Below are 21247 nucleotides of genomic sequence, written 5' to 3' on the forward strand. Positions count from 1 at the left end.
TTTTTATATCTGTTTTTGAGAGTTAAGTTTCATGGAATCCCTGACGTTACAACCCATTGCGCGGGTAGATGGCACCATCAATCTGCCTGGTTCTAAAAGTGTTTCTAACCGCGCTTTGCTGCTGGCTGCATTAGCAAATGGCACCACTGTCCTGACCAACCTGCTGGACAGTGATGATGTCCGCCATATGCTTAACGCGCTGAATGCGTTAGGGATTAGCTATACCCTTTCTGCCGATCGTACCCGCTGCGAAATCATCGGTAACGGCGGCGCGTTACAGGCCGAAGGTGCAGTCGAACTGTTTCTTGGCAACGCCGGCACCGCGATGCGTCCGCTGGCGGCTGCGCTGTGTCTGGGGCACAACGATATTGTGCTGACGGGTGAACCGCGTATGAAAGAGCGCCCGATTGGCCATCTGGTCGACGCGCTACACCAGGGGGGGGCAAACATTGATTACCTGGAGCAGGAAAACTATCCGCCTTTACGACTGCGTGGTGGTTTTATCGGTGGCCAGGTTGACGTGGACGGCAGCGTGTCCAGCCAGTTCCTCACCGCGCTGCTGATGACCGCGCCGCTGGCGCCGCAGGATACGACGATCGCAATTAAAGGCGAGCTAGTATCAAAACCTTACATCGATATTACGCTAAACCTGATGAAAACCTTTGGCGTTGAGATTGAGAACCAGAACTACCAACATTTTGTTGTCAAAGGTGGACAGCAGTACCAGTCCCCTGGCGCATACCTGGTGGAAGGGGATGCGTCATCGGCCTCGTATTTCCTTGCAGCCGGAGCGATTAAAGGCGGTACGGTGAAAGTCACCGGGATTGGCCGCAACAGCATGCAGGGCGATATTCGCTTTGCCGATGTGCTAGAAAAAATGGGTGCGACCGTGACGTGGGGAGATGACTTCATTGCCTGTACGCACGGGGAATTACACGCCATTGATATGGATATGAACCACATTCCGGATGCGGCGATGACGATTGCTACCGCGGCGCTGTTTGCGAAAGGCACCACGACTCTTCGCAACATCTACAACTGGCGAGTCAAAGAGACCGACCGTTTGTTTGCGATGGCGACGGAGCTGCGTAAAGTGGGCGCTGAAGTGGAAGAGGGGCATGATTTTATCCGTATCACGCCACCTGCTACGTTAACATTTGCTGATATTGCGACCTATAACGATCACCGCATGGCGATGTGTTTCTCGCTGGTGGCACTGTCTGACACGCCAGTCACTATTCTGGACCCTAAATGCACGGCCAAAACCTTCCCGGATTATTTCGAACAGTTGGCACGTATTAGTACACCTGCCTGATTTGATGGCCGCACTACCACGTGCGGCACATTCTGACATCCTCGATTGCCCATTTATTCTACACTCAGCTTCAATGATTCTGTATTTTTCACACAAAGATAACGATCGTTGACGTTGGCGCGTATAATGCGCGGCGTTTACGTTAACGTATGCCTGTTTAAGGAGAAAAAGATGACGGCAATTGCCCCGGTTATTACCATTGATGGCCCAAGCGGTGCAGGTAAAGGCACCTTGTGCAAAGCAATGGCGGAAGCATTGCAGTGGCATCTGTTAGATTCTGGCGCGATTTATCGTGTACTGGCGCTTGCGGCGTTACATCACCATGTTGATGTCGCCTCTGAAGATGCGCTGGTCCCGCTGGCGTCACATCTGGATGTGCGTTTTATCTCAACAGACGGCAATCTGGAAGTTATCCTGGAAGGTGAAGATGTTAGCGGTGAAATCCGCACTCAGGAAGTGGCAAACGCCGCCTCTCAGGTTGCTGCGTTTCCCCGTGTGCGCGAAGCGCTGTTGCGTCGTCAACGCGCGTTCCGTGAAGCGCCGGGATTAATCGCTGACGGACGCGACATGGGGACCGTGGTATTCCCTGACGCGCCGGTGAAAATTTTTCTGGACGCTTCCTCGCAAGAACGTGCGCATCGACGTATGCTACAGTTGCAGGAGAAGGGCTTTAGTGTTAACTTTGAACGCCTTTTGGCCGAGATCGAAGAACGCGACGACCGCGATCGAAACCGTGCGGTAGCGCCGTTAGTTCCTGCTGCTGATGCCTTAGTTTTGGATTCAACCCGATTAAGCATTGAGCAAGTGATTGAAAAAGCGTTACAATACGCGCGCCAAAAACTGGCACTCGCTTAAGTGCGACCGAATTTGCAGTACCCCCGTAGCAATGGAGTGTTAGCGGGTATGTTAAACAACCCCATCCGGCATGGAGCCAGGTGGACGTTAAATATGAAACCTGAAGATTAAACATGACAGAATCTTTTGCTCAACTATTTGAAGAATCCTTAAAAACAATTGAAACCCGTCCGGGTTCCATCGTTCGTGGTGTTGTTGTTGCTATCGACAAAGATATCGTACTGGTTGACGCCGGTCTGAAATCTGAGTCTGCCATTCCGGCAGAGCAGTTCAAAAACGCCCAGGGCGAGTTGGAAATCCAGGTTGGTGACGAAGTTGACGTTGCTCTGGATGCAGTAGAAGACGGCTTCGGTGAAACTCTGCTGTCCCGTGAAAAAGCTAAACGTCACGAAGCTTGGATCACGCTGGAAAAAGCTTACGAAGAAGCTGCGACCGTTACTGGTGTTATCAATGGCAAAGTCAAGGGTGGCTTCACTGTTGAGCTGAATGGTATTCGCGCGTTCCTGCCGGGTTCCCTGGTAGACGTTCGTCCGGTCCGCGACACGCTGCACCTGGAAGGCAAAGAGCTTGAATTCAAAGTAATCAAGCTGGATCAGAAACGTAACAACGTTGTTGTTTCCCGTCGTGCCGTTATCGAATCCGAAAACAGCGCAGAACGCGATCAGCTGCTGGAAAACCTGCAGGAAGGCATGGAAGTTAAAGGTATCGTTAAGAACCTCACTGACTACGGTGCATTCGTTGATCTGGGTGGCGTTGACGGCCTGCTGCACATCACCGACATGGCATGGAAACGCGTTAAGCATCCGAGCGAAATCGTAAACGTTGGCGACGAAATCACTGTTAAAGTGCTGAAGTTCGACCGCGAGCGTACTCGTGTATCTCTGGGCCTGAAACAGCTGGGCGAAGATCCATGGGTAGCTATCGCTAAGCGTTATCCGGAAGGTACCAAACTGACTGGTCGCGTGACCAACCTGACCGACTACGGCTGCTTCGTTGAAATCGAAGAAGGCGTTGAAGGCCTGGTTCACGTTTCCGAAATGGATTGGACCAACAAAAACATCCACCCGTCCAAAGTTGTTAACGTTGGCGACGTAGTGGAAGTTATGGTTCTGGATATCGACGAAGAACGTCGTCGTATCTCCCTGGGTCTGAAGCAGTGCAAAAACAACCCATGGCAGCAGTTCGCGGAAACCCACAACAAGGGTGACCGTGTTGAAGGTAAAATCAAGTCTATCACTGACTTCGGTATCTTCATCGGCCTGGACGGCGGCATCGACGGCCTGGTTCACCTGTCTGATATCTCCTGGAACGTTGCAGGCGAAGAAGCAGTTCGTGAATACAAAAAAGGCGACGAAATCGCAGCAGTTGTTCTGCAGGTTGACGCAGAACGTGAGCGTATCTCTCTGGGCGTTAAACAGCTCGCAGAAGATCCGTTCAACAACTGGGTTGCACTGAACAAGAAAGGCGCAATCGTAAACGGTAAAGTGACTGCAGTTGACGCTAAAGGCGCAACCGTAGAACTGGCTGACGGCGTTGAAGGTTACCTGCGCGCTTCTGAAGCTTCACGTGACCGCGTTGAAGATGCAACTCTGGTTCTGAGCGTAGGCGACGACGTTGAAGCTAAATTCACCGGCGTTGATCGTAAGAACCGTGCAATCAGCCTGTCTGTTCGTGCTAAAGACGAAGCTGATGAGAAAGATGCAATCGCAACTGTTAACAAACAGGAAGATGCAAACTTCTCTAACAACGCAATGGCTGAAGCTTTCAAAGCAGCTAAAGGCGAGTAATATCGAGTGCTTCAAATCCTTTGTGCTATTAACAGCACAAAGGGTGACGAGTAGCTTGACAGATTACAGGATTCGTCCTGTAATCAATGACAAAGGGCGGCTACGGCCGCCCTTAATCAATGCAGCAGCTAATTTTGCCTTTAAGGAACCGGAGGAATCATGACCAAGTCAGAATTGATCGAAAGACTTGCAACCCAGCAACCTCACATTCCCGCGAAAGCGGTTGAAGACGCGGTAAAAGAGATGCTGGAACATATGGCCTCGACTCTGGCGCAGGGCGAGCGTATTGAAATCCGCGGTTTCGGTAGTTTTTCTCTGCATTACCGCGCACCACGTACCGGACGTAATCCGAAGACTGGCGATAAAGTGGATCTGGAAGGAAAATATGTTCCGCACTTTAAACCGGGTAAAGAGCTGCGCGATCGCGCCAATATTTACGGCTAAGTTTTTCACAAAACTTAACGTCGAGAAAAGCACCTGTAGGGGTGCTTTTTTCATTTCTGCTTGCCCATATTGGAACTCGCCTCTCAGTTAAATTGCACATTACATCCTTCGCGTAATAACAGCAGAACACACGCCGGAAAACGAAAAATTGCTGCCAGACAACCACTGCGTTGTCCTGCACACTTCCTGTAACAGGGAGGTGTTTCGTGAAAATAACAACGGCCAGTTCGTGTGCATTGTGCGGTATTCTCCCGCTTACGGTATTACCCTCACTGCCCGAAATGCTGTGCGTCAGCGGCCTGTTTTGCCTGGCGTGTGTGTGCTGTCTTTTTCCGTACAAATATCTGCATTATGCCGGGTTAACGCTGTTGTTCTTTCTCTGGGGAATACTGGCAGCGAAAGACGCTATCTGGGCGGGGAATACGCTCCCCGCTAACACTCAGCAGGCCATAGTTCAGATAACCGGCACAGACCATATGACCACGCACTATGGACAGATTACCCACCTGCAGGGGAGACGAATATTTCCGGCGCAGGGGATCGTACTGTATGGACAATACTTACCTGGTGAGGTTTGTGCGGGTCAGAAATGGGCGATGACGCTTAAGGTTCGCGCGGTACACGGCCAATTAAATGAAGGGGGATTTGATAGCCAGCGCTATGCGTTAGCACAGCATCAACCGCTGACGGGACGCTTCCTGCAGGCAAGTGTCATTTCGCCACAGTGTAGCCTGCGTGCCCGTTATCTCTCTTCGTTGAATACAACGTTATCCGTTTATCCCTGGCAGCAGGTGATACTGGGCCTGGGAATGGGGGAGCGACTCTCTGTTTCGCAAGAGGTCAAAACCATTATGCGCGACACCGGAACGGCGCATTTGATGGCTATTTCCGGGCTACATATTGCCTTTGCCGCGCTTTTAGCTGCCGGGCTAATTCGCGGTGGGCAATTTTTTATGCCAACCCGCTGGATCGCCTGGCAGGTTCCGCTGGTGGGCGGAATCGCCTGTGCGACGTTTTATGCATGGTTAACAGGGCTACAGCCTCCCGCATTACGCACCGTGGTTGCACTGATTGTCTGGGGTGCGCTTAAACTGAGCGGGCGGCAGTGGAGTGGGTGGGCTGTCTGGACATGCTGTCTGGCTGCAATTGTGATGGTTGATCCCGTTGCTGTTCTCTCACAAAGCCTGTTGTTGTCCGCATTTGCCGTTGCGGCACTGATATTCTGGTATCAATGGTTTCCACTGCCCGAATGGTCACTCTCCCGTGCGGGACGCGTATTTCTCGAGCTGGCGCATCTCCAGTTAGGTATCACGCTCCTGCTTCTGCCAGTGCAAATCGCCCTGTTTCACGGTATCAGCCTGACCTCATTTCTGGCCAATTTGTTTGCTGTACCGTTGGTCACGTTTGTTTCTGTCCCGCTGATTCTCGCGGGTATGATTGTGCACTTAACCGGGCCGCTGGTTGTCGAGACCGGGTGCTGGTATCTGGCCGATCGATCGCTGGCACTCTTATTCTGGGCGCTCAATAGTCTGCCAGAAGGTTGGATCAACATTGACCAACGCTGGCAATGGCTTTCGTTATCGCCCTGGGCGATGCTTGTTGCATGGCGACTGAATGCATGGCGTACCTTACCGGTGGTCTGCATTTCGGCAGTGCTTTTGTTGAGCTTGCCATTCTGGCGACCTGCGCGAACGCAAGTGTGGCAGATGTATATGCTGGATGTTGGGCAAGGACTGGCAATGGTCATTGCCCGTAATGGTAAAGCGATCCTCTACGATACCGGGCTGGCATGGCCTGGGGGTGATAGCGCACAGCAGTTGATCATCCCCTGGTTACGCTGGCACAACCTGACACCTGAAGGGATCGTGTTAAGCCATGAACATCTGGACCACCGGGGGGGAATGGACTCGTTACTGAAAACCTGGCCAGCAATGTGGGTGAGAAGCCCGCTAGGATGGAAAGGCCATTTACCCTGTTTTCGCGGCGAGAGCTGGCAATGGCAGGGATTAACGTTCAGTGCTCACTGGCCGCTCCGTGGGACTAACGATCGGGGGAATAACCATTCCTGTGTGGTGAGAGTTGACGACGGCAAGCGCAGTTTTCTGCTGACCGGTGATATTGAATCTCCTGCAGAACAAAAAATGCTAAGTCATTACTGGCAGCATCTGCAGTCCACTTTTATTCAGGTACCGCATCATGGCAGCAATACTTCATCGTCATTAGCGTTTGTTCAGCGGGTTGCTGGGCAGGTGGCGGTAGCCTCAGCTTCACGCTATAACGCCTGGCGTCTGCCTTCCTGGAAAGTGAAGCAACGCTATCAGCAGCAGAGTTACCAGTGGCTGGACACGCCTCATCAGGGGCAGGTTACACTAGACTTTTTCCCGGAAAATTGGCGGATACGCAGTTTGCGGGATCAGATTTTACCTCGTTGGTATCATCAGTGGTTTGGCGTGCCGGAGGATAACGGGTAGAATATGCGGCTATTCTAACAAATGCTGGTTTTTTGAATGCATAACGATAAAGATCTCTCTACGTGGCAGACGTTTCGCCGACTATGGCCGACCATAGCGCCTTTTAAATCGGGTCTGATCGTGGCGGGTATAGCGTTAGTCCTGAACGCGGCCAGCGATACCTTCATGCTATCGCTCCTTAAACCATTACTGGATGATGGTTTTGGTAAAGCCGATCGCTCGGTGCTGATGTGGATGCCACTGGTGGTCATTGGACTGATGGTAGTACGTGGCTTAACCAGCTACGTCTCCAGCTACTGTATTTCCTGGGTGTCAGGCAAAGTGGTGATGACCATACGCCGCCGCCTGTTTGGTCATATGATGGGCATGCCCGTCGCTTTTTTTGATAAACAGTCAACCGGTACGTTACTGTCTCGTATTACCTATGATTCAGAGCAGGTTGCGTCATCGTCTTCTGGCGCACTGATCACCGTAGTGCGTGAAGGGGCCTCGATTATTGGCCTGTTTATCATGATGTTTTATTACAGCTGGCAGCTGTCATTAATTCTGATTGTGCTGGCGCCTATTGTGTCGATTGCAATTCGTGTGGTTTCCAAGCGTTTTCGCAGCATCAGTAAGAATATGCAAAACACTATGGGGCAGGTGACGACCAGTGCGGAGCAGATGCTGAAAGGCCACAAAGAAGTTTTGATTTTTGGTGGTCAGGAAGTCGAAACCAAACGTTTTGATAAAGTCAGCAACAAGATGCGTTTACAGGGCATGAAGATGGTTTCCGCGTCTTCTATCTCCGATCCAATCATTCAGTTGATTGCGTCGTTGGCGCTGGCTTTCGTATTGTATGCAGCCAGTTTCCCCAGCGTCATGGAAAACCTGACGGCAGGGACCATCACGGTGGTCTTCTCCTCAATGATCGCTCTGATGCGTCCGCTGAAGTCTCTGACTAACGTCAACGCGCAGTTCCAGCGCGGTATGGCGGCGTGCCAAACCTTGTTCACTATTCTGGATAGCGAACAGGAAAAAGATGAAGGTAAACGCGTTATTGAACGCGCGACCGGCGATTTAGAGTTCCGTAACGTCACCTTTACCTATCCAGGTCGTGAAGTGCCTGCGCTGCGTAACATCAACCTGAATATTCCGGCGGGAAAAACCGTTGCGCTGGTTGGGCGTTCAGGGTCAGGTAAATCCACCATAGCCAGTCTGATTACGCGTTTCTACGATATCGATGAAGGGCAAATTCTGATGGATGGACACGATCTGCGTGAATATACCCTGGCGTCCTTGCGCGATCAGGTTGCGCTGGTCTCGCAGAACGTGCACCTGTTTAACGACACGGTTGCCAATAACATCGCTTACGCACGTACGGATATCTACAGCCGCGAACAGATTGAAGAAGCGGCGCGTATGGCCTACGCCATGGACTTCATCAACAAGATGGATGATGGTCTGGATACGGTCATCGGCGAGAACGGTGTGCTGCTTTCCGGCGGTCAGCGCCAGCGTATTGCTATCGCCCGTGCCTTGCTACGCGACAGCCCGATTCTGATCCTGGATGAAGCGACGTCGGCTCTGGATACCGAATCCGAACGCGCTATCCAGGCGGCTCTTGATGAACTGCAGAAGAACCGCACCTCGCTGGTCATTGCGCACCGTCTTTCGACCATCGAACAGGCGGACGAGATTGTCGTTGTGGAAGATGGGCTGATTGTTGAGCGCGGCACCCATAGTGAACTGCTCGAACAGCGCGGTGTGTATGCGCAATTACACAAAATGCAATTTGGTCAATGATCGCGCGCATCTGGTCCGGTGAATCGCCGCTGTGGCGGTTGTTACTTCCGCTCTCCTGGCTATATGGTCTGGTGAGCGGGGTGATCCGCTTATGCTATACGCTTGGGCTTAAACGTGCATGGCGCGCACCGGTGCCGGTTGTAGTAGTTGGAAACCTTACAGCTGGCGGCAATGGTAAAACGCCAGTCGTTATTTGGTTGGTTGAACACCTGCAGCAACGCGGCATTCGTGTGGGCGTAGTTTCTCGCGGCTATGGCGGAAAAGCGCAGACGTACCCGCTGTTGCTGACGGCGGACACCACGACGGCAGAAGCGGGCGATGAACCGGTACTGATCTTCCAGCGTACCGGCGTGCCGGTTGCTGTTTCTCCGGTAAGAGCCGATGCGGTAAAAGCCATTCTTGCTCATCATGACGTGCAGATTATCGTCACGGACGATGGTCTGCAGCATTATGCCCTGGCGCGCGATGTTGAAATCGTGGTGATTGACGGTGAACGTCGGTTTGGCAACGGCTGGTGGCTTCCCGCGGGGCCTATGCGGGAGCGAGCGGATCGGCTTAAATCGGTGGATGCGGCTATCGTCAACGGTGGTATTCCGCAGGCGGGAGAAATTCCGATGAGCCTTGAGCCGGGGCTGGCCGTTAATTTACGCACCGGCGAGCGCTGCGACGTTGCGCTGTTACCCAATATTGTTGCTATGGCCGGGATTGGCCATCCCCCGCGTTTCTTTGCCACCCTGGCGGCATGCGGGGCTAACCCACAGAAATGTGTCCCATTGGCAGACCATCAGTCTCTGACCTACAGTGACGTCAGTGCATTATTAGTTGCCGGACAAACGCTGGTGATGACGGAAAAAGACGCGGTGAAATGTCGTGCCTTTGCCGAGGATAACTGGTGGTACCTCCCTGTTGATGCGCATCTGTCGGGCGACCAGCCTGACGTATTACTTGATAGATTAACCTCGCTGGCTCGTTAGCGGTTTCACGCTGCGGCAGCGACTGATTGATGAGGTTATCCATGTCGTTGCCGCACCTTTCTCTGACGGATGCCCGTCATCTTCACCTGGCAGCACAGGGCCTGCTGAAAAAAACACGTCGTCGGGCGACCCCTGCAGATATTCTCGCGACCATTACGCGCATGTCTTTACTGCAAATAGACACCATTAATATTGTCGCGCGTAGCCCTTATCTGGTGCTGTTCAGTCGCCTGGGCGACTATTCCCCGCAGTGGCTGGATGACTCGCTACATTGCGGTGAGTTGATGGAATATTGGGCGCATGAGGCGTGCTTCTTACCGCGTAGCGACTTTATGCTGATTCGCCATCGTATGCTTGCCCCAGAGAATATGGGCTGGAAGTACAAAGCCACCTGGATGCAAGAGCATGTCCATGAGATTGAACAATTGCTTCATCACATTCAGCAAAATGGACCGGTGCGTTCAGCCGATTTTGAGCATCCGCGCAAGGGAACCAGCGGGTGGTGGGAATGGAAGCCGCAGAAACGTCATCTTGAAGGACTGTTCACCGCCGGTAGGGTGATGGTGGTGGAGCGGCGTAATTTCCAGCGGGTCTATGATGTAACGCATCGGGTTATGCCGCACTGGGATGATGAACGAGACTTGCTTTCGCAGACGCAAGCGGAAACGGTCATGCTGGACAACAGTGCGCGCAGCCTCGGTATTTTCCGCGAACCGTGGCTGGCGGACTACTATCGTTTGAAGCGTCCAGAACTCAAAAACTGGCGTGATGCGCGCGCAGAGCAGCGGAAAATCATCCCTGTCGATGTCGAAAGGTTGGGGCCTATGTGGCTCCATAGCGATCTTCTACCATTGCTTGAACAGGCACAGGCGGGCAAATTAACAGCCACCCACAGTGCCGTGTTATCTCCCTTTGACCCGGTGGTCTGGGATCGTAAACGTGCGGAGCAGTTGTTTGATTTTAACTATCGGCTGGAGTGCTATACGCCAGCGCCGAAACGGCAGTACGGCTATTTTGTTTTGCCTTTGCTGCATCGTGGGCAACTGGTGGGTCGTATGGATGCTAAAATGCACCGTAAAACGGGCGTGCTGGAGATTATCTCACTATGGTTGCAGGATGGCGTCAAACCGGGAATTACCCTGCAAAGGGGCGTGTTCCAGGCCATCGATGATTTTGCGCGCTGGCAACAGGCGACACGCGTTACGCTGGGACGCTATCCTGACAGTTTATTTGTCGACTGCCGTGATGGCTGGGAAATAGCCCCAGCCCGCTAAACGAATATGTTAATATTTACGGATTCACAATCCGGTCCATCTGGAGGAACTATGGATCATCGTCTGCTTGAAATTATTGCCTGCCCGGTATGCAATGGAAAACTCTGGTACAACCAGGAAAAACAGGAACTTATTTGTAAGCCGGATAACCTGGCGTTCCCACTGCGAGACGGTATTCCCGTGTTGCTGGAAACGGAAGCTCGCGCCCTGACGGCGGATGAGAGTAAATCATGAGTTTTGTGGTCATTATTCCCGCGCGCTATGCGTCTACGCGCCTGCCCGGTAAGCCACTGCTGGATATCAACGGCAAACCGATGATCGTGCATGTTCTGGAGCGTGCGCGCGAGTCCGGTGCCGATCGCATTATTGTTGCTACCGATCATGAAGATGTTGTTCGCGCAGTCGAAGCGGTGGGTGGGGAAGTGTGCATGACGCGCGCCGATCACCAGTCCGGAACGGAGCGCCTGGCGGAAGTCGTCGAGAAATGTGGTTTTAGCGACGATACCGTTATTGTGAACGTGCAGGGTGATGAGCCGATGATCCCGGCGGTCATTATTCGGCAGGTAGCAGAGAACCTAGCGCAGCGGCAGGTCGGTATGGCAACGCTTGCCGCGCCGATCCACACCACGGAAGAAGCCTTTAATCCTAATGCGGTAAAAGTGGTACTGGATTCGGAAGGTTATGCGCTCTATTTCTCACGGGCAACTATTCCCTGGGATCGCGATCGTTTTGCCAAAAGTCTTGAAACCGTTGGTGATACTTTCCTGCGTCACCTGGGGATTTATGGCTATCGCGCCGGTTTTATCCGTCGCTATGTTAATTGGCAGCCGAGCCCGCTTGAGCATATTGAAATGCTGGAGCAGCTCCGCGTGCTGTGGTACGGCGAAAAAATTCACGTTGCTGTGGCGAAAGAAGTACCCGGCACAGGCGTTGATACCGCCGAAGATCTCGAGCGCGTTCGCGCCGAAATGCGTTAGTTTTTCTAATCACACTCCCCTCACTACAGATTGATATCTGACGAGTATTAGTGGGAGGAGTGTCGTATCTTGATTCTTTTCTTCCACTTTTCTGTTCATCAATTGATCTCATCCGGGTGACATCCGTCTGCACGACGCTCATTATGAAAGCAGTCGCATTTATGAGGGCCATCTGAAATGGAACAGTTGCGTGCCGAACTCAGTCATTTACTGGGTGAAAAACTCAGTCGTATAGAATGCGTGAATGAAAAAGCGGATACAGCGCTGTGGGCATTGTATGACAGCCAGGGAAACCCGATGCCGCTGATGGCGAGAAGTTTCACTACGCCGGGTATGGCACAGCAGCTGGCATGGAAAACGTCCATGCTGGCGCGCAGTGGTACGGTACGTATGCCGGTCATTTATGGTGTCCTGACGCACGAGGAACATCCTGGCCCGGACGTGCTGCTACTTGAGCGCTTACGCGGCGTGCCGGTGGAAGCACCCGCCAGAACGCCCGAGCGTTGGGAACATTTAAAAGATCAGATTGTAGAAGGCATGCTGTCATGGCATCGTCAGGACAGTCGAGGATGCGTTGGTGAGGTGGATAATACCCAGGAAAATTTCTGGCCATCCTGGTATCGTCAACGTGTGGAGGTGTTGTGGAGTACCCTCAACCAGTTCAGCAATACCGGGTTAACGATGCAGGACAAACGGATTTTGTTTCGTACCCGAGAGTGCCTGCCCAGCCTGTTCGAAGGTTTTAATGATAACTGTGTCCTGATCCACGGCAATTTCAGTTTGCGCAGTATGCTCAAAGATGCTCGTAGCGATCAGCTCCTGGCAATGGTCGGGCCGGGATTAATGCTCTGGGCGCCAAGAGAGTTTGAGCTGTTCCGGCTGATGGATAATGCGCTGGCGGAAAGCCTGTTGTGGCAATATCTGCAACGCGCGCCCGTGGCGGAGTCGTTCATCTGGCGACGCTGGCTGTATGTGTTGTGGGATGAAGTCGCTCAGTTGGTCAATACCGGGCGTTTCAGTCGGTCTAACTTTGATCTGGCAACCAAATCACTGTTGCCCTGGCTCGCCTGATGAGCCCTTCAACCACTGCCAGATCCTTCCCAGCGTTTCGTAGCCGACGCGATCGCTGTGCATCAGCCAGACGGGGGACGGAATGGCGCGCTCCCACGGGTTCAGCGGAGAGTCTATCGCCAGTTGATTAGCGGGTGCTGGGAGCGGATGCAGTCCGGCCTGCTGGAAGAAGATCATCGCGCGCGGTAAATGTGATGCGGAGGTCACCAGCAGGAATGGTGCGTCACCGATTGTTTTTTTCACTGCGGCGGCTTCTTCTTCGGTATCTTTAGGTTCATCCAGGGTAATTATCTCACTGCGGGGAATCCCCAGTGATTGCGCCACTCGGGCACCAACTTCAGCAGTGCTGACGGGATTGGTCTTAGCTGCGGCACCAGTAAAGATAAGTTTCGATCCCGGATTGGCTCGCCACAGGCGCAGACCTTCATTGAGGCGCGGAAGGCTATTATTGATAAGATTTGAACTCGGCGCCCATTGCGGGTTCCAGGTATAACCTCCGGCCAGTACCACAACGAACTCGACTTTCTGCGTATCCTGCCAGGTGGGATAGGTATCCTCAATCGGTTTTAGCAGACTATCGGCGACGGGCTGCAAGCTGAGCAGCAAAAGTGCCAGCCAGCTAAGGCTAATACACACTTTCCCTGTTTTCTGAAAGCGACTAAACCACACCAGCGCCAGCCCTATCCCCATCACCAGCAGCATCAACGGAAGCGGCAGCATCATACCGCCAATCACTTTCTTCAGCGTAAAAAGCATCCTTTTTGGTTCCTTTTTTAACCATACAGCAGAAGATCAGCAGGGATATTACACCAGAAAGGTTCATTCTCGGCGTGGGTGTGACAAAATAGCGGTTTTACTTAGTCACCCTTAAGCCAGCATGTGGAGCGCGCGATGCGGGATCGCAATTTTGATGATATTGCCGAGAAGTTTTCCCGTAACATTTACGGTACCACCAAAGGTCAGCTTCGTCAGACGATCCTCTGGCAGGATCTGGACACGCTGCTTGCCGACTACGCGGGCCAAACGTTGCGTGTGCTTGATGCGGGTGGCGGGGAAGGACAGACAGCCATTCTGATGGCGCAACGGGGCCATCACGTCACCTTGTGCGATCTTTCTGCTGAAATGGTGGCGCGAGCGCAACGAGCGGCAGAAGAGCAAGGTGTGAGCGACAACATGCATTTTATACATTGTGCCGCTCAGGACATTCCGCAGCATTTGGATTCTCAGGTTGATCTGATATTGTTTCATGCTGTGCTGGAATGGGTGGCTGACCCGCAAGCGGTCTTAAAAACACTGTGGTCGATGTTACGCCCGGGCGGTGCTTTATCGCTGATGTTCTACAATGCAAACGGTCTGTTGATGCGTAATGTGTTGGTCGGTAATTTCGGCTATGTACAGCAGGGAATGTATAAAAAGAAACGGCGCACGTTGTCTCCCGATTTCCCGCGCGATCCACAGCAAGTCTATGGCTGGCTGGAGGAGATCGGCTGGGAGATAACCGGTAAAACGGGCGTGAGGGTGTTTCATGATTATCTGCGTGATAAACAAAAACAGCATGACTGTTTTGACGCTTTAACAGAAATAGAAACGCGCTATTGTCGCCAGGAGCCGTTTATCAGCCTTGGGCGTTATATTCATGTCACCGCGCGCAAACCGCAGATGCAAGGATAACCTATGAGTGAATTTTCCCAGACAGTCCCCGAACTGGTTGCCTGGGCCAGAAAAAATGACTTTTCCATCTCTCTGCCGGTAGACAGACTTTCTTTTCTGCTGGCTGTGGCTACGCTGAACGGTGAGCGGCTTGACGGTGAGATGAGTGAAGGCGAACTGGTGGATGCATTCCGCCATGTCAGTGATGCGTTTGAGCAAACCAGCGAAACCATCGGCGTGCGCGCCAACAACGCGATCAACGATATGGTGCGTCAACGTCTGCTGAACCGCTTTACCAGCGAGCAGGCGGAAGGAAACGCTATTTATCGTCTGACGCCATTGGGGATTGGCATCACCGATTATTACATCCGCCAGCGTGAGTTCTCGACGCTGCGCCTTTCCATGCAGCTCTCAATTGTGGCTGGGGAACTGAAGCGCGCGGCAGATGCGGCCGAAGAAGGCGGCGATGAGTTCCACTGGCACCGCAATGTGTACGCACCGCTGAAATATTCGGTGGCGGAAATCTTCGACAGCATCGACCTGACGCAGCGCATTATGGATGAGCAGCAGCAGCAGGTGAAAGACGACATTGCCCAATTGCTGAATAAAGACTGGCGGGCGGCGATTTCCAGCTGCGAAATGCTGCTGTCTGAAACCTCCGGCACGCTGCGTGAACTGCAGGACACGCTGGAAGCAGCGGGGGATAAGCTACAGGCTAACCTGCTGCGTATTCAGGACTCCACCATGACCCATGACGATCTGCATTTCGTTGACCGTCTGGTGTTCGACTTACAGAGCAAGCTTGACCGTATTATAAGCTGGGGTCAGCAATCCATCGATCTGTGGATCGGCTACGATCGCCACGTGCATAAATTCATCCGTACCGCGATTGATATGGATAAAAACCGCGTCTTTGCCCAGCGTTTACGCCAGTCTGTCCAGACTTACTTTGACGATCCGTGGGCGTTGACCTATGCCAATGCCGATCGTCTGCTGGATATGCGTGACGAAGAGATGGTGTTGCGTGATGAAGAGGTCACCGGGGAACTGCCGCCGGACCTTGAGTATGAAGAATTTAACGAGATCCGTGAACAGCTGGCAGCGATCATCGAAGAACAGTTGGCTATCTATAAATCCAGACAAACGCCACTGGATCTCGGTTTGGTAGTGCGCGAGTATCTGGCGCAATATCCGCGTGCGCGTCACTTCGACGTTGCGCGTATTGTTATCGATCAGGCGGTACGCCTTGGCGTAGCGCAAGCAGATTTCACCGGACTGCCAGCCAAATGGCAGCCGATTAATGATTACGGAGCCAAGGTACAGGCGCATGTCATTGACAAATATTGAAAAAGTGATGCCGGTTAAGCTGGCGCAGGCGCTGGCGAATCCGTTATTTCCGGCGCTGGACAGCGCATTACGTTCGGGTCGACATATCGGGCTGGATGAGCTGGACAATCATGCCTTCCTGATGGACTTTCAGGAATATTTTGAGGAATTTTACAGCCGCTATAACGTGGAGCTCATTCGCGCCCCGGAGGGTTTTTTCTACCTTCGTCCGCGCTCGACCACGCTTATTCCGCGCTCAGTATTGTCTGAACTGGACATGATGGTTGGTAAAATTCTTTGCTATCTCTATCTCAGCCCGGAACGTCTGGCCAATGAAGGGATTTTTACCCAGCAAGAACTGTACGACGAACTGCTGACGTTGGCGGACGAAGCTAAATTGCTCAGGCTGGTGAATAACCGCTCCACCGGCTCGGACGTTGACCGTCAGAAGCTGCAGGAAAAAGTACGTTCTTCATTAAACCGCCTGCGCCGTTTAGGCATGGTGTGGTTTATGGGCCATGACAGCAGCAAATTCCGCATTACGGAATCGGTGTTCCGCTTTGGCGCGGATGTGCGCAGCGGTGACGATCCACGCGAAGCGCAGCGTCGTTTAATTCGTGATGGTGAGGCGATGTCGGTCGAAAATAATCTGCAACTCAACGATGAGCCAGAAGAGAATCAGCCGGACAGTGGAGAGGAAGAATAATGATTGAACGCGGTAAATTTCGCTCACTAACGCTGATCAACTGGAATGGTTTTTTTGCCCGCACGTTTGACCTGGATGAACTGGTTACCACGTTGTCCGGCGGGAACGGTGCCGGTAAATCCACCACTATGGCGGCATTTGTTACGGCACTGATTCCGGACTTAACCTTACTGCATTTCCGTAATACCACCGAAGCCGGTGCGACCAGCGGATCGCGCGATAAAGGCCTGCACGGTAAGCTCAAAGCGGGTGTCTGTTACTCGATGCTCGACGTCCTGAATTCGCGTCATCAACGCGTAGTGGTTGGCGTGCGCTTGCAACAGGTCGCCGGGCGCGATCGTAAAGTGGATATCAAACCGTTCGCCATTCAGGGGCTGCCGATGTCGGTACAGCCAACCGAACTGGTCACAGAAACGTTGAACGAGCGTCAGGCGCGCGTCCTGTCTCTTGCAGAGCTGAAAGATAAGCTTGAGGAGATGGAAGGCGTCCAGTTTAAGCAATTCAACTCGATAACGGATTATCACTCGCTGATGTTCGATTTGGGCATCATCGCTCGTCGTCTGCGTTCCGCTTCCGATCGAAGCAAATTCTATCGTCTGATTGAAGCCTCGCTTTATGGCGGGATTTCCAGCGCCATTACCCGTTCGCTTCGTGACTACCTGCTGCCGGAAAACGGCGGGGTGCGTAAAGCGTTCCAGGATATGGAAGCCGCGCTGCGTGAAAACCGCATGACGCTGGAAGCCATACGCGTGACCCAGTCTGACCGCGACCTGTTTAAGCACCTGATCAGCGAAGCGACCAACTACGTGGCGGCGGACTATATGCGCCATGCCAACGAACGTCGTATTCACCTGGATAAAGCGCTGGAATATCGTCGTGAGCTGCACACGTCACGTAAACAACTGGCGGCAGAGCAGTATAAGCACGTGGATATGGCGCGTGAGCTGGGCGAGCATAATGGCGCCGAAGGCGACCTTGAAGCCGATTATCAGGCGGCCAGCGATCACCTGAATCTGGTGCAAACCGCGCTGCGTCAGCAGGAAAAAATTGAACGTTATGAAGCGGATCTCGAAGAGTTACAGATCCGTCTCGAAGAACAAAATGAAGTGGTGGCGGAAGCCGCCGATCGCCAGGAAGACAACGAAGCGCGGGCGGAAGCCGCCGAGCTGGAAGTGGATGAGCTGAAAAACCAGCTTGCCGATTATCAGCAGGCGCTGGACGTCCAGCAAACGCGTGCGATTCAGTATACTCAGGCGATTCAGGCACTGAGCCGGGCCAAAGAGATCTGTCATTTACCGGATCTGACGCCAGGCTCCGCAGCTGAGTGGCTGGAAACCTTCCAGGCGAAAGAGCAGGAAGCGACGGAAAAACTGCTGACGCTCGAACAAAAAATGAGCGTGGCGCAAACCGCGCACAGCCAGTTCGAACAAGCCTATCAACTGGTGGCGGCGATCAACGGCCCGCTGGCGCGCGGCGAAGCCTGGAGCGTGGCGCGTGAGCTGCTGCGTGAAGGCGTTGAGCAACGGCATCTGGCGGAGCAGGTTCAGCCGCTGCGCATGCGCCTGAGCGAGCTGGAACAGCGTCTGCGCGAACAGCAGGAGGCCGAGCGTTTGCTGGCTGAATTCTGTAAGCGTCAGGGTAAACACTTCGACATCGACGAGCTGGAAGCCCTGCACCAGGAGCTGGAAGCCCGCATCGCGTCCTTGTCTGATAGCGTGTCGTCTGCCAGCGAACAGCGTATGACTCTGCGTCAGGAGCAGGAACAGCTGCAATCTCGCATTCAGCATTTAATGCAACGAGCCCCTGTCTGGCTGGCGGCGCAAAATAGCCTCAACCAGCTCAGCGAGCAGTGCGGTGAAGAATTTACCTCCAGCCAGGAGGTCACCGAATATCTGCAACAACTGCTGGAGCGCGAACGCGAAGCCATTGTTGAGCGTGATGAAGTCGGCGCGCGTAAAAACGCGGTAGATGAAGAGATAGAACGCTTAAGTCAGCCGGGGGGTGCAGAAGATCAGCGCCTCAACGCACTGGCCGAACGTTTTGGCGGCGTGCTGCTGTCAGAAATCTACGATGACGTCAGCCTTGAAGATGCCCCGTACTTCTCCGCACTGTATGGTCCGTCGCGCCATGCCATCGTGGTCCCGGATCTGTCGTTGGTCACCGAACAGCTGTCTGGACTGACGGATTGCCCGGAAGATCTCTATTTCATCGAAGGGGACCCGCAGTCGTTTGATGACAGCGTCTTCAGCGTGGATGAACTGGAAGGCGCAGTGGTGGTGAAAACCGCCGAGCGTCAGTGGCGTTATTCCCGCTTCCCGACGGTACCGATTTTTGGTCGCGCCGCGCGGGAAAGCCGCATAGAAACTCTGCATGCCGAACGTGAAGGGCTGTCCGAACGCTTCGCTACGCTCTCGTTTGACGTCCAGAAAACGCAACGTCTGCACCAGGCGTTTAGCCGCTTCATCGGCTGCCATCTGTCGGTGGCGTTTGAATCCGATCCCGAGGCGGAAATTCGCCAACTGAACAGCCGCCGCGTTGAGCTGGAGCGTGCACTGACCAATCATGAAAATGATAACCAGCAGCAACGCATGCAGTTTGAACAGGCGAAAGAGGGCGTCTCAGCCCTTAACCGCCTGTTGCCTCGTTTGAATCTGCTGGCCGACGACACCTTAGCTGATCGCGTGGACGAAATCCGCGAACGTCTGGATGAAGCCCAGGAGGCCGCGCGTTTCGTTCAGCAGCATGGTAATCAGCTTGCCAAACTGGAGCCGATGGTTTCGGTTCTGCAAAATGACCCCGAGCAGTTTGAACAGTTAAAAGAAGATTACGCGTACTCGCAGCAGATGCAGCGTGACGCGCGTCAGCAGGCGTTTGCGCTGACCGAAGTTGTCCAGCGCCGCGCGCACTTTAGCTATTCCGACTCGGCAGAAATGCTCAACGGTAACAGCGATCTGAACGAGAAGCTGCGCGAACGTCTGGAGCACGCAGAAGCTGAACGTACCCGTGCTCGTGAAGCCTTGCGCAGTCATGCTGCACAGCTAAGTCAGTACAGCCAGGTAATGGCGTCGCTGAAAAGCTCGTATGACACCAAAAAAGAGCTGCTCAACGATTTACAGCGCGAGCTGCAGGATATTGGCGTTCGCGCCGACAGCGGAGCGGAAGAACGAGCGCGTATCCGTCGTGATGAGCTGCACGCGCAGCTCAGCAACAACCGTGCGCGCCGTAACCAGCTGGAAAAAGCACTGACCTTCTGCGAAGCGGAAATGGATAACCTGACCCGCAGGCTGCGTAAGCTGGAACGTGATTATTTTGAAATGCGTGAGCAGGTGGTCATGGCGAAAGCCGGATGGTGCGCCGTGATGCGCATGGTGAAAGACAATGGCGTTGAACGTCGTCTGCACCGTCGCGAGCTGGCTTATCTTTCCGGGGATGAATTACGTTCAATGTCGGATAAGGCGTTAGGTGCGCTACGTCTGGCGGTGGCGGATAACGAACACCTGCGTGACGTACTGCGCATGTCCGAAGATCCGAAGCGTCCGGAACGCAAAATCCAGTTCTTCGTGGCGGTCTATCAGCATCTGCGCGAACGTATTCGTCAGGATATTATCCGCACCGACGATCCGGTGGAAGCCATCGAACAAATGGAAATTGAGCTGAGCCGCCTGACGGAAGAGTTAACCTCGCGTGAGCAGAAGCTGGCGATCAGCTCCCGCAGCGTGGCGAACATCATCCGTAAGACTATCCAGCGCGAGCAAAACCGTATTCGTATGCTGAACCAGGGTCTGCAAAACGTCTCCTTTGGTCAGGTTAACAGCGTTCGTCTGAACGTTAACGTGCGTGAAACCCACGCCACGTTGCTGGATGTCCTGTCCGAGCAGCACGAGCAGCACCAGGATCTGTTTAACAGTAACCGCCTGACCTTCTCGGAAGCGCTGGCGAAGCTGTATCAGCGTCTGAATCCGCAGATTGACATGGGGCAGCGCACGCCGCAAACCATCGGTGAAGAGCTACTGGACTACCGCAACTATCTGGAAATGGAAGTTGAAGTTAACCGTGGTTCAGACGGCTGGCTGCGTGCTGAGTCCGGTGCGCTGTCAACGGGTGAAGCGATCGGTACCGGGATGTCGATTCTGGTGATGGTGGTACAAAGCTGGGAGGATGAAGGACGTAGACTGCGTGGGAAAGATATTTCCCCGTGTCGTCTGCTGTTCCTTGATGAGGCCGCACGACTGGATGCACGATCTATCGCGACCCTGTTTGAACTGTGCGAGCGTTTGCAGATGCAGCTTATTATCGCCGCGCCGGAGAACATCAGCCCGGAGAAAGGCACCACCTATAAACTGGTGCGTAAGGTCTTCCAGAATACTGAGCACGTTCATGTAGTGGGTCTGCGCGGGTTTGCACCGCAGCTTCCTGAACCGCTGCCCGGAACGGAAGATGCCTCATCGCAGGCAAGTTAAGTCAGGAAGGCGGCTAAAGGGCCGCCTTCTTCTTTTCTGAAAAGGACTCAATGCCTGGTGTAATTTCTTTATATTTCTTTACATTAGGTTAGGCAAAAACGATTTGATGTTTATATACTGAAGATAAGCCCGACGCGTCACCGGGCTTGTTC

Annotated in this window: 16 protein-coding genes; 15 read left to right on the plus strand and 1 reads right to left on the minus strand. The window is 53.4% G+C overall.

Features of this window, described 5'->3' with window-relative positions:
- Positions 1-31: 31 nt before the first annotated feature.
- The 11 genes from aroA (at position 32) to FDW98_RS20335 (ending at position 12953) form a co-directional block, all read left to right on the plus strand.
- Positions 32-1315 (plus strand): 3-phosphoshikimate 1-carboxyvinyltransferase, encoded by a 1284-nt coding sequence (gene aroA, locus FDW98_RS20285; protein WP_096757680.1) that lies wholly within the window; start codon positions 32-34, stop codon positions 1313-1315.
- Between the two features lie 171 nt (positions 1316-1486).
- The gene (gene cmk, locus FDW98_RS20290; protein WP_045441261.1) at positions 1487-2170 is read left to right on the plus strand and encodes a (d)CMP kinase; all 684 of its coding nucleotides are present in this window, start codon (positions 1487-1489) and stop codon (positions 2168-2170) included.
- A gap of 113 nt (positions 2171-2283) precedes the next feature.
- Complete coding sequence (gene rpsA, locus FDW98_RS20295) at positions 2284-3957, plus strand: 30S ribosomal protein S1 (RefSeq protein WP_096757679.1); 1674 nt, start codon at positions 2284-2286, stop codon at positions 3955-3957.
- Positions 3958-4116: 159 nt separating this feature from the next.
- Positions 4117-4401, plus strand: coding sequence for an integration host factor subunit beta (ihfB, locus tag FDW98_RS20300; protein ID WP_003035780.1), 285 nt, complete (start codon positions 4117-4119; stop codon positions 4399-4401).
- 206 nt (positions 4402-4607) lie between these two features.
- Positions 4608-6872, plus strand: coding sequence for a ComEC family protein (locus FDW98_RS20305; protein ID WP_096757678.1), 2265 nt, complete (start codon positions 4608-4610; stop codon positions 6870-6872).
- A 36-nt stretch (positions 6873-6908) separates the two neighbouring features.
- Positions 6909-8657 (plus strand): lipid A ABC transporter ATP-binding protein/permease MsbA, encoded by a 1749-nt coding sequence (msbA, locus tag FDW98_RS20310; RefSeq protein WP_096757677.1) that lies wholly within the window; start codon positions 6909-6911, stop codon positions 8655-8657.
- The gene (gene lpxK, locus FDW98_RS20315) at positions 8654-9631 is read left to right on the plus strand and encodes a tetraacyldisaccharide 4'-kinase (RefSeq protein ID WP_096757676.1); all 978 of its coding nucleotides are present in this window, start codon (positions 8654-8656) and stop codon (positions 9629-9631) included. The genes msbA and lpxK overlap by 4 nt, the downstream gene beginning before the upstream one ends.
- 41 nt (positions 9632-9672) lie before the next feature.
- Complete coding sequence (locus FDW98_RS20320) at positions 9673-10905, plus strand: winged helix-turn-helix domain-containing protein (RefSeq protein WP_096757675.1); 1233 nt, start codon at positions 9673-9675, stop codon at positions 10903-10905.
- A 51-nt stretch (positions 10906-10956) separates the two neighbouring features.
- Complete coding sequence (gene ycaR / locus FDW98_RS20325; RefSeq protein WP_096757674.1) at positions 10957-11139, plus strand: protein YcaR; 183 nt, start codon at positions 10957-10959, stop codon at positions 11137-11139.
- Positions 11136-11882, plus strand: a complete 747-nt coding sequence (kdsB, locus tag FDW98_RS20330) for a 3-deoxy-manno-octulosonate cytidylyltransferase (RefSeq protein WP_096757673.1) — start codon at positions 11136-11138, stop codon at positions 11880-11882. Before ycaR ends, kdsB begins: the two co-directional genes overlap by 4 nt.
- Positions 11883-12059: 177 nt before the next feature.
- Positions 12060-12953, plus strand: coding sequence for a YcbJ family phosphotransferase (locus FDW98_RS20335; RefSeq protein WP_096757672.1), 894 nt, complete (start codon positions 12060-12062; stop codon positions 12951-12953).
- Here the strand turns inward: FDW98_RS20335 and elyC are convergent.
- Positions 12930-13709 carry an envelope biogenesis factor ElyC gene (elyC, locus tag FDW98_RS20340; protein WP_096757671.1) on the minus strand — a complete coding sequence of 260 codons (780 nt, stop codon included), beginning with the start codon at positions 13707-13709 and terminating at the stop codon, positions 12930-12932. The genes FDW98_RS20335 and elyC overlap by 24 nt on opposite strands.
- Before the next feature lie 135 nt (positions 13710-13844).
- On the opposite strand from elyC, the gene cmoM reads away from it, so the two are divergent.
- From cmoM to mukB, 4 genes are read left to right on the plus strand one after another with little or no spacing between them, the layout of a single operon-like run.
- Positions 13845-14624 carry a tRNA uridine 5-oxyacetic acid(34) methyltransferase CmoM gene (gene cmoM, locus FDW98_RS20345; protein WP_096757669.1) on the plus strand — a complete coding sequence of 260 codons (780 nt, stop codon included), beginning with the start codon at positions 13845-13847 and terminating at the stop codon, positions 14622-14624.
- A gap of 3 nt (positions 14625-14627) precedes the next feature.
- A complete protein-coding gene (gene mukF, locus FDW98_RS20350) occupies positions 14628-15950 on the plus strand; it encodes a chromosome partition protein MukF (protein WP_096757668.1) in 1323 nt (440 codons plus the stop codon).
- Positions 15931-16635 carry a chromosome partition protein MukE gene (mukE, locus tag FDW98_RS20355; RefSeq protein ID WP_096757667.1) on the plus strand — a complete coding sequence of 235 codons (705 nt, stop codon included), beginning with the start codon at positions 15931-15933 and terminating at the stop codon, positions 16633-16635. Before mukF ends, mukE begins: the two co-directional genes overlap by 20 nt.
- Entirely contained in the window at positions 16635-21095 is a 4461-nt protein-coding gene (gene mukB / locus FDW98_RS20360; RefSeq protein WP_096757666.1) for a chromosome partition protein MukB, read from the plus strand. The genes mukE and mukB overlap by 1 nt, the downstream gene beginning before the upstream one ends.
- Positions 21096-21247: the final 152 nt, after the last annotated feature.

The sequence above is a fragment of the Citrobacter sp. wls711 genome (assembly GCF_005281055.1).
In the GTDB taxonomy this organism is placed as follows: Bacteria; Pseudomonadota; Gammaproteobacteria; order Enterobacterales; family Enterobacteriaceae; genus Citrobacter; species Citrobacter gillenii.

Bases quoted from the DNA above. Each gene is read 5' to 3' on its own strand.
- kdsB (WP_096757673.1), top strand. From the start codon at position 11,136: ATGAGTTTTGTGGTCATTATTCCCGCGCGCTATGCGTCTACGCGCCTG.
- msbA (WP_096757677.1), top strand. From the start codon at position 6,909: ATGCATAACGATAAAGATCTCTCTACGTGGCAGACGTTTCGCCGACTA.
- ihfB (WP_003035780.1), top strand. From the start codon at position 4,117: ATGACCAAGTCAGAATTGATCGAAAGACTTGCAACCCAGCAACCTCAC.
- mukB (WP_096757666.1), top strand. From the start codon at position 16,635: ATGATTGAACGCGGTAAATTTCGCTCACTAACGCTGATCAACTGGAAT.
- aroA (WP_096757680.1), top strand. From the start codon at position 32: ATGGAATCCCTGACGTTACAACCCATTGCGCGGGTAGATGGCACCATC.
- rpsA (WP_096757679.1), top strand. From the start codon at position 2,284: ATGACAGAATCTTTTGCTCAACTATTTGAAGAATCCTTAAAAACAATT.
- lpxK (WP_096757676.1), top strand. From the start codon at position 8,654: ATGATCGCGCGCATCTGGTCCGGTGAATCGCCGCTGTGGCGGTTGTTA.
- elyC (WP_096757671.1), bottom strand. From the start codon at position 13,709: ATGCTTTTTACGCTGAAGAAAGTGATTGGCGGTATGATGCTGCCGCTT.
- FDW98_RS20335 (WP_096757672.1), top strand. From the start codon at position 12,060: ATGGAACAGTTGCGTGCCGAACTCAGTCATTTACTGGGTGAAAAACTC.
- FDW98_RS20320 (WP_096757675.1), top strand. From the start codon at position 9,673: ATGTCGTTGCCGCACCTTTCTCTGACGGATGCCCGTCATCTTCACCTG.
- ycaR (WP_096757674.1), top strand. From the start codon at position 10,957: ATGGATCATCGTCTGCTTGAAATTATTGCCTGCCCGGTATGCAATGGA.
- cmoM (WP_096757669.1), top strand. From the start codon at position 13,845: ATGCGGGATCGCAATTTTGATGATATTGCCGAGAAGTTTTCCCGTAAC.
- cmk (WP_045441261.1), top strand. From the start codon at position 1,487: ATGACGGCAATTGCCCCGGTTATTACCATTGATGGCCCAAGCGGTGCA.
- mukE (WP_096757667.1), top strand. From the start codon at position 15,931: ATGTCATTGACAAATATTGAAAAAGTGATGCCGGTTAAGCTGGCGCAG.
- mukF (WP_096757668.1), top strand. From the start codon at position 14,628: ATGAGTGAATTTTCCCAGACAGTCCCCGAACTGGTTGCCTGGGCCAGA.